The sequence below is a fragment of the Dysgonomonas sp. 521 genome (genome assembly GCF_010501055.1).
Taxonomy (GTDB): Bacteria; Bacteroidota; Bacteroidia; order Bacteroidales; family Dysgonomonadaceae; genus Dysgonomonas.
Genome location: NZ_QVMO01000096.1, coordinates 1 through 12,761 on the forward strand (window position 1 = coordinate 1; position 12,761 = coordinate 12,761).

Sequence of the window (12,761 nt, forward strand, 5' to 3'; positions counted from 1 at the left end):
CCCTTGCTCAAGGCTAGACACTTCCCGTTGTTAGGGCGTGTGAGGGACTTGCACCCATTAGAATACACCCATGCTGGGCGAACTAAAAAAAAAAAGCCGGATATATTAAATATCCGGCTTCCCTATCTTAAGTATTATTTTATTACCGTATACGGTTTAATGATCTGACAAGTTTCTCGTCCTTCCTAATACGCGAAACGGCCAGAAAATCGAAAATAAGAGCCGCTACAGGAAGAATTATACCCAACTGTAGATTCAAGGTATATTCGGCGCTTATCTTACTCAGGAAAGTATTTAGATAGACCATTGCAGTCACAAAGTATACCACTATCAGCAAAGCGGTCAGCAAACCTAAGTTTATCTGCAATTTTCTTTTCTTATACAAGAATATGTTAACAAACGCCAATATAGCGCTCAAAACCGCAAAGACCGCAACTCCCCATGTAGGATAATCAGTCGCTGCATCGAACATCCCGAAGGAATCAAATGATATACTTGCAAATTTAAGCCCTTCACTGCTTATTTTGAGGGATGGAAGCCGAAATGTCCCCCCCATTAGTATAGCCGTAAGGAGAAGAAATATAGTCTGTATACGTTGTATCATTTTTATTTAGAAACTGTTTAAATTTTATTCGTTCAAATTTTTAGAGATGTTTTAGAGATGCTTTTTTTACATACGCTTCGCTCCTGTGACCGTTGGTTCTTCCTCGAAACGATAATAGCGGGCTATTTGAGTTGAGAGAAAGGAAAAAACAGCCGAAAACAGACTAAAAATGAATGAAGAAAAAGGTATAATAAAATATTCGTATAAAATTTAAACAGTTGCTTAGAAGTTATCCTTATTGGGATTTCTGTAATAAAGCTTACCTTCTGTATATTCCTGGGCAGCAATCAATGTTGGCTTAGGCAATTTTTCGTAATAACGCGAAATCTCTATCTGTTCCCTGTTTTCGAAAACTTCTTCCAGATTATCGTTATATGAAGCAAATTCCTGTAATTTTTTATCCAGATCCTGTTTCATTTCAACAGCAATCTGGTTCGCACGTTTCGAAATAATTCTCACAGTTTCATACACATTACCTGTATCTTCAGACAAAGACATCATGTCTCTGGTAACAGTATTACTCGCTGCATTGGTTTTTCTATAATCCATAGTGATTCTAAAATATAATTATATTGAATTCTTTTTATTTATTATTTCTGCAATTCCTGTTGTACCGCCTCATTAGTAGCGTCATCGATTTCCTGACCCAACGCTTTCAGTGCAGAACGGTAATAGCGTTCCGATTCCTTTGTATACTTACCACCCGGAAACATATTCTTGTAATTGAAATACTCATCCATCACTTCCCTGTAACGTACAGGCTTTTTCTCTTCAACACTATAAACAGCCTGATCGAACCGTGATCTTACAATCAGAATCTGAAATTCTTCTGTAAACTCGGAGAAAGGATAACTCTTGAGTGCCTCACGAGCCGTTACAACACACGATTCATAATAATTCTCCCTGTTGTACAGCCCCATATTATAATACAGGCGTGCTGCCAGGAAATCCTTATAAGCCAGCTTTTCCTGTAGTTTGAACATCAAATCCTGAGCTTCGGGAGCTTTTTCGCTCTGAGGGAAATATTCCAGAAAATTCTGGAACTCCTGAATGCCTCTGATCGTACTTGTCTGATCGAGACGGGCATCAGGGGAATCAAGATATAATCCGTAAGCCGAATTGAAACGGGCTAACTCGGTATATTCGCCTTTCGGGAACTTGTTGTAATATCTTGTGTAATATTGAGTAGCTGAAGTATAATCTTTGTCGTAAAAATAAGATTGAGCCAGCAAGAACAATATTTCCTGCTCTTTCGATGAACCGGTATAGGTGGATAAAATCTCATCTAACAAAGAAATTGAGCGGCCATATTTCTTTTCATCGAAATACTTCTTAGCATATGTATACTTCAGCTCAGCATCACGGCTTTTCAAGATTTTGTTATATTCGCCGCACGAGGCAAGCAACATCGCTAATAATAAGGTACACAGAATTCTGATCTTCATTCTACTCAAAAATTAGTTTGCAAATTTACACAAAGCTTTTATTATTTGAAAATAAACTTTTACAATTATGATTTTTTTGAGATTCTCAGAAGCTTTAGCCGAACATAGAGGCAACCCTTTTTATTCCGGCGATCAACTGATCTATCTCTTTTTTTGTATTGTAGAACGCTAACGAAGCCCTCACAGTGCCTTCTATGCCCAACTCTTCCATTAGGGGCTGAGCGCAATGATGCCCTGTACGAACGGCTATTCCCATTTTGTCTAAAAGCATTCCCATATCATAATGATGAATGTTACCTACAAGAAACGAGATAACACTGCTTTTGTTGTCCGAGGTTCCGAATATTCGGATACCGTCTATTTTCAACAACTCATCAGTACAATATCTTAATAACTCATCTTCGTATGCTTTTATTGAGTCAAGCCCTATTTTTTTTATATAATTTATTGCCGTAGCCAATGCTATCACAGCCGGATAGTCTGGTGTGCCTGCTTCAAATTTAAACGGTAACTCATTGAATGTGGTACCCTTAAATGAAACGGTCTTTATCATTTCGCCGCCACCCTGATAGGGAGGCATCAGGTTCAGCCATTTTTCTTTTCCATACAGCACCCCTACTCCATTCGGCCCGTAGATTTTATGCCCCGAAAATACGAGGAAATCACAATCCAGTTTCTGCACATCTATACCTATGTGCTGTACAGACTGAGCCGCGTCTATCAATACAGGAATATCATGGCTATGGGCAATGCCGATAATTTCTTCTACCGGATTTATCGTACCCAATACATTGGAGACATGTGTAACCGATACAAGGCGCGTTCTGGGTGAGATAAGTTTCTTAAATTCATCTAAAATCAATTCCCCCTTTTCATTGATAGGAATTATTTTCAGTTTAATCCCCCTGATACTCTCCTGCAATTGCCACGATACGATATTCGCATGATGCTCCATTGCCGATATAATGATTTCATCCCCTTGGCTGCAAAATTGCTGGCAAAAACTGTGAGCTACCAAATTTATAGACTCCGTAGTTCCTCTGGTAAAGATGACCTCTTTACTATGCCCTGCATTGATAAATTGTTGCACTACCACACGGGCTTCTTCTGCCAGGTCGGTAGCCTGCTGGCTTAAATAATGTACACCACGATGCACATTGGCATTCGTGGTGTAATATATATTTTCTATTTCTTCCACTACACATTTTGGCTTTTGAGTAGTAGCACCATTATCCAGATAGATAAGCGGCTTACCGTAAACGGTAGTGGAAAGAATGGGAAAATCGGATCGAATCTGTTCTATATCCATCTTTTAGTTACTAGTTACATGCCCCTCCCAACCTCCCCAGAGGGAGGAGTCTTAGCCCCTCCTTTGGAGGGGTTGGGGGGGAGGCCATTATTATTTACAAACAGCGCAATTGCCACAGCGGGCAGTCTCGCCCCTGAAACGCTTTTCGACCAAATCCAACAAACGGTCTTTCAAACGGTCGATACGGACATGCTCCAATACGCCGGCTGCAAACGCCTGCATCAGCATCAAACGGGCTGTTTCTTCCCCTATTCCCCTCGAGCGGAGATAGAATAAGGCTTCTTCATCCAGTTGCCCCGTAGTGAGTCCGTGCGAACACTTTACGTCATCGGCATATATCTCAAGCTGTGGTTTGGAGTACATGTGGGCATTGGGCGAGATACACAGATTGTTGTTTGACTGATAAGCCATTGTTTTCTGTGCATCTTTCTCTACCCTGATACGCCCGCAGAAAGAGCCCTTGGCTTCGTCCTGCAGCACATATTTGAATAACTGCGTACTGGTGCAATGAGGCACGGCATGGTCGAGGAAAGCGAAGTTATCCACATACTGATGCCTGTCGGCAATAACCATTCCGCAAACGTATGCTTCGGCATGTTCGCCTGCCAGTTTCACATTGTAATTGTTGCGGCTGACACCTGTATTCAGCGTCATATTATTTACCAATACATTCGATGATTCCTGCTGAAGGACAAAAGTATTTGTCAAACGGGTTACTTTATCCGAATTTTCCTCCAGATCATAGCAATCCACCACAGCGTTGCGTCCGGCGAATATCTCAGTTACCTGCGTTGCCAGAAACTGCGATTCATCTACCGTATGGTCGCAAATGAGCAGTTTTACCTGCGCATCGTCTTCCGCTATGATAAGAATACGGCGGTTAACGAGATAATTAAACTCGCTTTTCAATATATTTATTAACTGGATCGGCTTTTCTACAACAACACCTTTCGGAACGTAGATAACAAAGCCATCTTGCGCAAACATTGTATTAAAGGCGACAATACCATTGTTATTCACATCCGCTATCTGTCCGTAATATTTAGAGAATATTTCCGGTTTTTCTTCTGCAAATTGCCTGAAACTACCCACAAAAACACCTTCCGGATAATTTACATGGGGCTTGTGCTCTTCATGAAATAAATCATTCAGCACAAAATACAGATTTGTTGTCAAATTCGGTATCTCGCACCTGAAAGCCACATAAGGGTTCCCCCGGAAAGGTACTCTGTTTATATTCAGGGCAAAATCCGGCAAAAATTCGGCAGCAACATCCAAGTAAAGGTAATCCTCCAGTTTTTTGGTAGGAAAGCCCTGCTTTTTAAAGGCGTCAAACGCTTTATCTCTGAGGCTATTCATCCCAGATATAGATTTAGCGTCAATCTTGTCTCTATATTGGGTAAATATGCCTGTATATTGATTTTCTATCATTCCTGAAACTCTTTAATAATCCAATCGTAACCTTTTTCTTCCAACTCTAATGCCAGTTCGGCACCCGCGCTTTTTACAATGCGCCCTTTGTATAATACATGGACGAAATCCGGTTTAATATAATCAAGCAAACGCTGGTAGTGTGTAATAACCACTGTCGCGTTATCCTTGCGGCGAAGCTTATTCACACCCGATGCAACGATACGGAGTGCATCGATATCAAGCCCTGAATCAGTTTCGTCGAGAATGGCTAACTTAGGCTCCAGCATAGCCATCTGGAATATTTCGTTACGTTTTTTTTCTCCACCGGAAAAACCTTCGTTAACGGAGCGTCCGGCTAAATCTTTATCCAGTTCTACCAGTTCACGTTTTTCTTTTATCTGTTTCAGAAAGTCTGATGCAGATATTGGTTCTTCTCCCCTGTGTTTGCGGATTTCGTTCAGTGCAGCACGCATAAAGTTAGTCATACTTACACCCGGGATTTCTACCGGATACTGGAAACTAAGGAACAGTCCTTCACGCGCCCTGTCTTCCGGATCCATATCCAAGAGATCATGCCCTCTGAAGTCTACTTCTCCTTCTGTTACCTCAAAGTTGGGATTTCCTACCAAAACAGAAGCAAGGGTACTCTTTCCTGCGCCATTAGGCCCCATTATCGCATGGATTTCGCCTTCGTTCACTACAAGATCCAAACCTTTTAATATTTCCTTGCCTTCTACATTGGCATGTAAATTATTTATGTTTAATAAGTTTGCCATTATTTATTTTATGTTGTTTGAATTTAATTCCTCAGTATTTTACTAACCTTTTAACACTAAGGAAAACTATATGTTCAAGTCAAAATGACTTTCGAACACAAAAATAGTAAATAAAAAAGAAAATAGCCTGCTTATGACAGGCTATTACTTATATATTAAATCTATATCACAGGTCTATATCGCCTATCGCATCTGCTATCCCTCCGGCAATGTCGCCGGCTATCTTAGCCGCGCTTTCCAGTACTTCTCCTGAATTGTCGACAATAGCATCCTTTACTGTTGAAATAGTCTCTGATATACCATCGAAAACCCCACTTTCGTCCGCAGCATCTGTAGCCGATTTACCCTTCTTTGGCGATGAGCCCAGGACAATATCAACTATATCCAATACACCGCTTCCTATATCGGATAAGGGAGAAGCGTTTTCTTTATTTTCATTTTCTTTTTTGTTAATGTCCGCTTGATTTGTATCCATAAGTTTATTTAAGGTATAAAATGCAGACTAAAAATCCATCTCGACAACAACAGGGCAATGATCGGAAAAACTGACCTCATTCAGAATAGACGCATTTTGAAGGCGTTTCCTGGCAGCTTCCGAGATAATGTGATAATCGATACGCCAGCCGAGGTTTTTCCCTCTGGCACCCGCCCTGTAGCTCCACCAGCTATATTTTTCCGGACTCTGGTCGTATACACGAAATGTATCGATAAGCCCTGTGCCGATAAATTCATCGAACCACTGGCGTTCTTCGGGTAAGAACCCTGAACTTTTGGTATGCCGTTCCGGATGGTTTATATCAATCGGCTTATGGCAGATATTATAATCGCCACAGACTAAAATTTCGGGTCTTTCTTTTCGCAATTCATTGATAAAAAGGGTAAAATCTGCCAGAAATTTCATTTTAATATCCTGACGTATATCTCCCATTGTACCGGATGGAATATATACACAGACAACGGTCATATCTCCAAAATCGGCACGCAATACTCTGCCTTCCCTGTCATATTCAGGAATGCCCATTCCTATTTTAACCAGATCAGGCTTGCGTTTGGAAAGTATGCCGACACCACTGTATCCTTTCTTTTCTGCGGGGTTAAAGTAATAGTTATATCCCAAAGATTGAATTGTCAACACATCTATTTGGTCTTCTGTAGCTTTTATCTCCTGCAGGCATAGTATATCCGGCGATTCATTTTCAAGCCATTGATATAAGCCTTTATTCACGGCGGCGCGTATGCCATTTACATTATATGATATGATTTTCATCGTTTATTAATTAGTCAATGAGCAAATTCGGAAATTTACGGATATGTTAATTAGCACATTTGCTAATTATTATGTCAGTTTAATGCCTTCGTTTTCTGCAGCTTTAACTTTTTTGAACAGGTCAGATGCAAAAACGAAGTCATTAAAAGATTCGTTTGTAGAAGACATCACATCTTTACTTGTGCCCCGCCATTCTACCTCTCCTTCTTTGATAAAATTGATGCGTTCTCCAATACCCATTACCGAGTTCATATCATGTGTATTGATAACAGTCGTAATATTATATTCTTTTGTAATATCATGTATCAGTTCATCTATCACTAAGGATGTTTGGGGATCGAGCCCTGAGTTGGGTTCATCACAAAACAGGTACTTTGGGTTGAGCGCTATTGCGCGGGCTATTGCCGAACGCTTCATCATACCACCACTGATTTCGGATGGATATAGATGCCCCGAATCGCCTAAATTTACCCTCTCCAAACAAAATTGTGTACGTTTCTCCTGTTCTGCTTTCGTCATTTTAGAAAACATCATCAAAGGGAAATTCACATTTTCGAATACAGTGAGGGAGTCGAACAGAGCCGACCCCTGAAATATCATTCCCATCTCCTGACGAAGGTCTTTCATATCCCTTGTACCCATCTTTGTTAAATCGCGCCCGTCATACAATATTTCGCCGCTGGTAGGGCGCATCAGTCCCACAAGGTTTTTCAGAAGCACGGTTTTACCCGAACCGCTTCGTCCTATGATCAGATTCGTTTTTCCGGCCTCGAAAAGAATGTTTATATCCCTTAATACTTCGCGGCCATCAAACGACTTATATAATTTTTTTACTTCTATCATGACATCATTAATTGGGTAAGCAATAAGTCTGCAATAAGAATAAGGATACTACTCATCACCACGGAGTCTGTACTGGCCTTACCTACATCTAAAGAGCCTCCCCGTGCCGAATAGCCGTAGAATGAGGCTACAGAAGACATAATAAAAGCAAATATGATTGTTTTTATTATAGCATACCATACATAAAATTCTTTAAAGTAAAACTGAAGTCCGTACTGAAATGTATCGGCCGGCATCACTTGCCCCAATATACATACTACAAATCCGCCTATCACACCAAAAAACATACTCAGGACAACCAGTACCGGCACAAAGCTCATGAGTGCGATTACCTTAGGCAAAATAATGTAATTAGCTGAGTTTACGCCCATTATTTCCAATGCGTCTATCTGCTCGGTTACCTGCATCGTACCTATCTCCGATGCTATATTGGAACCGACTTTACCTGCCAGAATCAGACACATAATGGTGGATGAAAACTCCAGTATCAATATCTCTCTGGATACATAACCCACTGTATAGCGTGGCATAAAGGGCGAATCGATATTTAATTTAATCTGTACGACTATGACTGCACCTATAAAGAAGGAAATTATGATAACGATCCAGATAGAATTAACTCCCAGTTTACTTATTTCACTTAAATATTGGCGTAAAAACACACTCCACTTTTGCGGTTTTGTAAAGACCTTTTGCATAAGAAGCGCATAACGCCCTATTTTTTCAAGAAAGGATATTATAAGCATATCTTAATTTTCAAAATTCAAAAATTTAGGCAAAGATACATTTTTTTATATAAATGCCCGATTTGAAAGAAAAGGAATGAGCATTCATCCAGTTTTTTGGTAAAATTTTCACATTTATTAAGTCCCTGTTTAAATTTTAGCGAATATTTCTATTACAGGTTCTGGTCAATAGTTCTTAACAATTTTTTTATGCTCTTTTTACCGTAACTTTTCGGGGTGATCCAACTTTAGCCCCCACTCCTACCCGATTAAACAAAAAAAGAAACTGTCTAATAATAAACAGTTTCTTCTTTGAGCCTCTTGTCGGATTCGAACCAACGACCTCGAGATTACAAATCACGTGCTCTGGCCAGCTGAGCTAAAGAGGCAGGTGGGCAAGCTGACTATATCGCGTCGCTACAACCGACGGCCCTTGCTGCGATCAAACCCTGGGGGATTAATCGGGAGCTGACCGTATAGGACTTACCCGCGACAAAAGTAGATAAATTTTTCTTATTCACAAAATGTGCATTCAATTTTTTCCTTTGATTTCCTTTTACTACATTTGCATGAAACTCTTTTGTAGAAAGAAAAGTCTAACTATCAAAGCGTTATAAAACGAATACAATTCAATAAAAAATATTATAAAATCAACAAAAAATATGACAGTAGTAGATCGCTTCTTGAAATATGTAAAATTTGATACAGAATCAAGCACAGAAACAGGTACAACTCCAAGTACTCCCGGACAAATGGTTTTAGCGCGTGAGCTGGAAAAGGAACTGCACGATATGGGATTGGAAGACATATCACTGGATGAAAAAGGATATATAATGGCTACATTACCTGCCAACACTGATAAAAAAGTTCCTGCTATCGGCTTCGTAGCCCACATGGATACAAGCCCCGACCTGACTGGGAAAAACGTGAATCCTCAGATAGTGAAGAATTATGATGGGAAGGATATCGTTCTAAGCAAAGAACAGAATGTGATACTATCTCCTGCGGATTTTTCCGAAATGCAGGATTATGTAGGCCAGGATCTGATAGTAACAGATGGTAAAACACTGTTGGGGGCGGACGATAAAGCCGGTATAGCCGAAATACTTACCGCCGTGCAATATCTGAAAGACCATCCCGAAATCAAGCATGGGAAAATACGCATAGGATTTACACCCGACGAAGAAATCGGTGCAGGCGCCGATTATTTTGATGTAGAAAAATTCGGTTGCGAATGGGCTTATACCATGGATGGCGGCCCTATAGGCGAACTCGAATATGAAAACTTCAATGCCGCAGGTGTAAAAATCTCCATACAGGGACGTAGTGTTCATCCGGGATATGCTAAGGATAAAATGGTGAATGCGCTCGTTGTGGCAAACAAACTGATATCCCTCCTGCCCGCTAACGAACGCCCGGAGCATACAGCAGGTTATGAAGGATTCTTCCATTTGACAAATGTATCGGGAACGGTAGATGCCGCTACAGTAGGCTATATTATACGCGACCACGACCGCACTCTGTTCGAACAACGAAAGAAACTGATGACCGAAACTGTAGACTTCATCAACAAACTATATCCGGGAAGCACCACAATAGAAATAAAAGACCAGTACTACAACATGCGCGAAAAGGTAGAGCCTGTAATGCATGTCGTAGATCTGGCTTTCGAGGCGATGACTGCCGTTGGTGTTACCCCTATTGTAAAACCCATCAGGGGAGGAACAGACGGGGCTCGTTTGTCTTTTATGGGACTGCCTTGTCCTAATATATTTGCCGGAGGCCATAATTTTCACGGACGTTACGAGTTTGTACCCATCCAGTCGATGGAAAAAGCTGTAGAAGTGATAGTAAAGATTGCAGAACTGGCGGCTTCTAAAGCATGAGAAAGTCGTCACTACCAGTAATTATAATAATATTATCGCTGATTGCCTGCAATACACACAAAAACGGCTGCGATATGAATTCACTTGTTACCTTAGGCAGCCTGGACGAGACAACATGGGTTTACCAGAATGAGGAGTTGGATATCGAATTCAAGCTGCCTCACGGTTGGTATAAAACACAAATGGTTGTAGAATCCAAGGATAGTTACATCGCCCATTCGGTGCGTATAGGGGAGCCTAATGATATAATTAAAGTTCCATCTTATTTTATTCCTTTGTCCGATTTGAAGAAGGGGGATGATAAGAACAACCATACAATGTTTTTCTCAATCACAAAAGACTCCGTTGGCGGAGGATCGGGTATAGATATAAAAACGTCACATCTGATTGCCGGAATTGCATTTTCCGAAAACATGGATCCGATAAAAGACCTGGAGTTGAAGAAAAAGAAAAGCCTGAAAGCAGGTGCAACCAGAATTAAACTGACCGAATCGGCGATAAAAGAAGGACTGCCTGTAGGAGATTGGGAGCAACCATATTGGGAAGCAGCATCAGAGGATAGAAACGATGGAATCAAAACTTATGGAATCGTATCCCTGAAAAATTACGGCTGCTACAATTTTTATATTATGGCAACATATTATAAAGAAAGTGATAAGGAAGAAATTCTGACTATATTAAAGAATAATATTAGTACAATCTCTAATTAAAATTATCTAATAATAAAGGTGTAAGTTTTAAGTAATGAGTTTTAAGTTGAAAGTAAAAAGTGACAGAAGAAGAGTTGAAAAAGCTGTCACGTTTGTCACTTTTTAACAATTTATATCTCGTAAAGACGCTAAGGCGCAAGCAGCTAAATATTATTTGACTTGTAACTCGTAACTGCCTGCAGGGCGAAGTAACTTGTAACTATTTCATGTCACATTTGTCACTTTTTAACAAAATATAAAATATTGAGAATAATGAAAAAAACACCATTTACAGACATTCACATTGCTTTGGGAGCAAAGATGCACGAATTTGCAGGATATAATATGCCTATCGAGTATTCCGGCATCATCGACGAACACATGACAGTATGCAAGGGAGTAGGTGTATTTGATGTGTCGCATATGGGCGAAATATGGGTAAAAGGGCCACGGGCACAAGCCTTCCTCCAACGGATGATGAGCAATGACGTTGCCGCACTCGAAATAGGAAAAGCACAGTATTCGGCAATAATAAACGATAATGGCGGCGTTGTGGACGACATTATAGTATATCATTACGAACCCGAGAAGTATATGCTTGTTGTGAATGCGTCCAATATAGAAAAGGGCTGGAAATGGTTTGTCGATCATAATGATGAATTTGCCGATCTGGAAAATTCCTCCGATAATATGGCCCAATTGGCTGTGCAAGGCCCTAAAGCATTGGCAACGCTACAAAAGCTGACAAAAATAGATCTGACAAAGATACCTTATTACTCCTTTGCTATCGGTAGTTTCGAAGGTTCCGCTCTGGATAATGTTATTATTTCAAACACAGGCTATACCGGAGCAGGAGGCTTTGAACTTTATTTCTATCCACAATACGGAGTCGATATTTGGAATGCGATATTCGATGCCGGAGAAGAGTTTGGCATCAAGCCGATCGGGCTGGGTGCACGTGATACGCTCCGCCTCGAAATGGGCTTCTGCCTGTATGGTAACGATCTGGATGATACCACTACTCCGATTGAAGCAGGTTTAGGCTGGATTACCAAATTTACCGAAGGCAGAGACTTCACTGCCCGTGAGATCCTCGAAAAGCAAAAGAAAGAAGGAGTCAGCCGTAAGCTTTGCGGATTCCAAATGCTAGAAAAGGGTATCCCTCGCCACGGATATGATATCGTGAATGATAAAGATGAAAAGATAGGAACCGTTACATCAGGCACTATGGCGCCTACAACGAAAACAGGTGTGGGACTTGGCTATGTAAAACCTGAATATACCACATTAGGCACTCCTGTCTATATAAAGATAAGGGATAAAAAACTGAAGGCTGAAATAGTTAAGCCACCTTTCAGAAAACTGGATTGATAAATTGGTAATATAGAATAAGTTGAGGGTGTGTCAAAAGTATTTTTTCATATCTTTTTGTCATGTTGAACGGAGTGAAACATCTCGTATCTAGTAGGTCGAGATTCTTCGTTGCACTCAGAATAACAAAGAGAGTAGCAATTTGATAGAGATGTTTTACTTTTGACACACCCTCACTCTATTTTATATAGTTTGCATCAATGCTTTTCTATTTAATATCCTTATCTCTTTTCCGGTCATTTCGATCAAGCCTTCATCCATCATATTCTTAATCTCCCTGGCAAGCGCCGGACGGGTCGCTCTGTCAAATCTATCTGATTATCCATAGCTTGTGGTGTTAATTAGTCGCTCCTTAAAAAGTATATAATAAGTTATTTACCAACAAATTATCTCTTAAATTATTTGCTTAATATTGCAGAATTTCGTATCTTGA

13 protein-coding genes, 1 tRNA gene and 1 pseudogene are annotated in these 12,761 nt (G+C 40.3%); 3 read left to right on the forward strand and 12 right to left on the reverse strand.

Annotated features, from left to right (window positions below):
* Positions 1-142 precede the first annotated feature (142 nt).
* From D0T84_RS18975 to D0T84_RS19025, 11 genes are all read right to left on the reverse strand, one after another.
* Positions 143-604: a DUF4293 domain-containing protein gene (locus tag D0T84_RS18975; protein ID WP_163309432.1), complete on the reverse strand. Its 462-nt coding sequence runs from the start codon at positions 602-604 to the stop codon at positions 143-145.
* A gap of 222 nt (positions 605-826) precedes the next feature.
* Positions 827-1,153 carry a DNA-directed RNA polymerase subunit omega gene (locus D0T84_RS18980; RefSeq protein WP_163309433.1) on the reverse strand — a complete coding sequence of 109 codons (327 nt, stop codon included), beginning with the start codon at positions 1,151-1,153 and terminating at the stop codon, positions 827-829.
* 41 nt (positions 1,154-1,194) lie between these two features.
* Positions 1,195-2,049, reverse strand: coding sequence for an outer membrane protein assembly factor BamD (locus D0T84_RS18985; protein ID WP_163309434.1), 855 nt, complete (start codon positions 2,047-2,049; stop codon positions 1,195-1,197).
* Positions 2,050-2,143: 94 nt separating this feature from the next.
* Entirely contained in the window at positions 2,144-3,358 is a 1,215-nt protein-coding gene (locus tag D0T84_RS18990; protein ID WP_163309435.1) for an aminotransferase class V-fold PLP-dependent enzyme, read from the reverse strand.
* A 90-nt stretch (positions 3,359-3,448) separates the two neighbouring features.
* Entirely contained in the window at positions 3,449-4,789 is a 1,341-nt protein-coding gene (gene sufD / locus D0T84_RS18995) for a Fe-S cluster assembly protein SufD (protein ID WP_163309436.1), read from the reverse strand.
* The gene (sufC, locus tag D0T84_RS19000; protein WP_163309437.1) at positions 4,786-5,547 is read right to left on the reverse strand and encodes a Fe-S cluster assembly ATPase SufC; all 762 of its coding nucleotides are present in this window, start codon (positions 5,545-5,547) and stop codon (positions 4,786-4,788) included. Before sufC ends, sufD begins: the two co-directional genes overlap by 4 nt.
* A 166-nt stretch (positions 5,548-5,713) precedes the next feature.
* Entirely contained in the window at positions 5,714-6,022 is a 309-nt protein-coding gene (locus D0T84_RS19005) for a hypothetical protein (protein WP_163309438.1), read from the reverse strand.
* A 27-nt stretch (positions 6,023-6,049) separates the two neighbouring features.
* On the reverse strand, positions 6,050-6,814 hold the full coding sequence (locus D0T84_RS19010; RefSeq protein ID WP_163309439.1) for an exodeoxyribonuclease III: 765 nt from the start codon (positions 6,812-6,814) through the stop codon (positions 6,050-6,052).
* 69 nt (positions 6,815-6,883) lie between these two features.
* Positions 6,884-7,657 carry an ABC transporter ATP-binding protein gene (locus D0T84_RS19015; protein ID WP_163309440.1) on the reverse strand — a complete coding sequence of 258 codons (774 nt, stop codon included), beginning with the start codon at positions 7,655-7,657 and terminating at the stop codon, positions 6,884-6,886.
* The gene (locus D0T84_RS19020; RefSeq protein ID WP_370525528.1) at positions 7,654-8,397 is read right to left on the reverse strand and encodes an MlaE family ABC transporter permease; all 744 of its coding nucleotides are present in this window, start codon (positions 8,395-8,397) and stop codon (positions 7,654-7,656) included. Before D0T84_RS19020 ends, D0T84_RS19015 begins: the two co-directional genes overlap by 4 nt.
* A gap of 300 nt (positions 8,398-8,697) precedes the next feature.
* Positions 8,698-8,771 (reverse strand) — tRNA-Thr (locus D0T84_RS19025).
* 273 nt (positions 8,772-9,044) lie between these two features.
* Between D0T84_RS19025 and pepT the strand changes: the two genes are divergently transcribed.
* From pepT to gcvT, 3 genes are all read left to right on the forward strand, one after another.
* Positions 9,045-10,268 (forward strand): peptidase T, encoded by a 1,224-nt coding sequence (gene pepT, locus D0T84_RS19030; protein ID WP_163309442.1) that lies wholly within the window; start codon positions 9,045-9,047, stop codon positions 10,266-10,268.
* Positions 10,269-10,342: 74 nt separating this feature from the next.
* Positions 10,343-10,978 (forward strand): hypothetical protein, encoded by a 636-nt coding sequence (locus D0T84_RS19035; RefSeq protein WP_163309443.1) that lies wholly within the window; start codon positions 10,343-10,345, stop codon positions 10,976-10,978.
* 252 nt (positions 10,979-11,230) lie between these two features.
* A complete protein-coding gene (gene gcvT, locus D0T84_RS19040; RefSeq protein WP_163309444.1) occupies positions 11,231-12,328 on the forward strand; it encodes a glycine cleavage system aminomethyltransferase GcvT in 1,098 nt (365 codons plus the stop codon).
* A gap of 183 nt (positions 12,329-12,511) precedes the next feature.
* Here the strand turns inward: gcvT and D0T84_RS23345 are convergent.
* Positions 12,512-12,616 (reverse strand): annotated as a pseudogene (locus D0T84_RS23345) (hypothetical protein); the annotation flags it as partial.
* Positions 12,617-12,761 lie beyond the last annotated feature (145 nt).

What these genes read in the sequence shown, in the direction of transcription:
- D0T84_RS18975 (WP_163309432.1), bottom strand. Translation starts at nt 604, where the DNA reads ATGATACAACGTATACAGACTATATTTCTTCTCCTTACGGCTATACTA.
- D0T84_RS18980 (WP_163309433.1), bottom strand. Translation starts at nt 1,153, where the DNA reads ATGGATTATAGAAAAACCAATGCAGCGAGTAATACTGTTACCAGAGAC.
- D0T84_RS18985 (WP_163309434.1), bottom strand. Translation starts at nt 2,049, where the DNA reads ATGAAGATCAGAATTCTGTGTACCTTATTATTAGCGATGTTGCTTGCC.
- D0T84_RS18990 (WP_163309435.1), bottom strand. Translation starts at nt 3,358, where the DNA reads ATGGATATAGAACAGATTCGATCCGATTTTCCCATTCTTTCCACTACC.
- sufD (WP_163309436.1), bottom strand. Translation starts at nt 4,789, where the DNA reads ATGATAGAAAATCAATATACAGGCATATTTACCCAATATAGAGACAAG.
- sufC (WP_163309437.1), bottom strand. Translation starts at nt 5,547, where the DNA reads ATGGCAAACTTATTAAACATAAATAATTTACATGCCAATGTAGAAGGC.
- D0T84_RS19005 (WP_163309438.1), bottom strand. Translation starts at nt 6,022, where the DNA reads ATGGATACAAATCAAGCGGACATTAACAAAAAAGAAAATGAAAATAAA.
- D0T84_RS19010 (WP_163309439.1), bottom strand. Translation starts at nt 6,814, where the DNA reads ATGAAAATCATATCATATAATGTAAATGGCATACGCGCCGCCGTGAAT.
- D0T84_RS19015 (WP_163309440.1), bottom strand. Translation starts at nt 7,657, where the DNA reads ATGATAGAAGTAAAAAAATTATATAAGTCGTTTGATGGCCGCGAAGTA.
- pepT (WP_163309442.1), top strand. Translation starts at nt 9,045, where the DNA reads ATGACAGTAGTAGATCGCTTCTTGAAATATGTAAAATTTGATACAGAA.
- D0T84_RS19035 (WP_163309443.1), top strand. Translation starts at nt 10,343, where the DNA reads ATGAATTCACTTGTTACCTTAGGCAGCCTGGACGAGACAACATGGGTT.
- gcvT (WP_163309444.1), top strand. Translation starts at nt 11,231, where the DNA reads ATGAAAAAAACACCATTTACAGACATTCACATTGCTTTGGGAGCAAAG.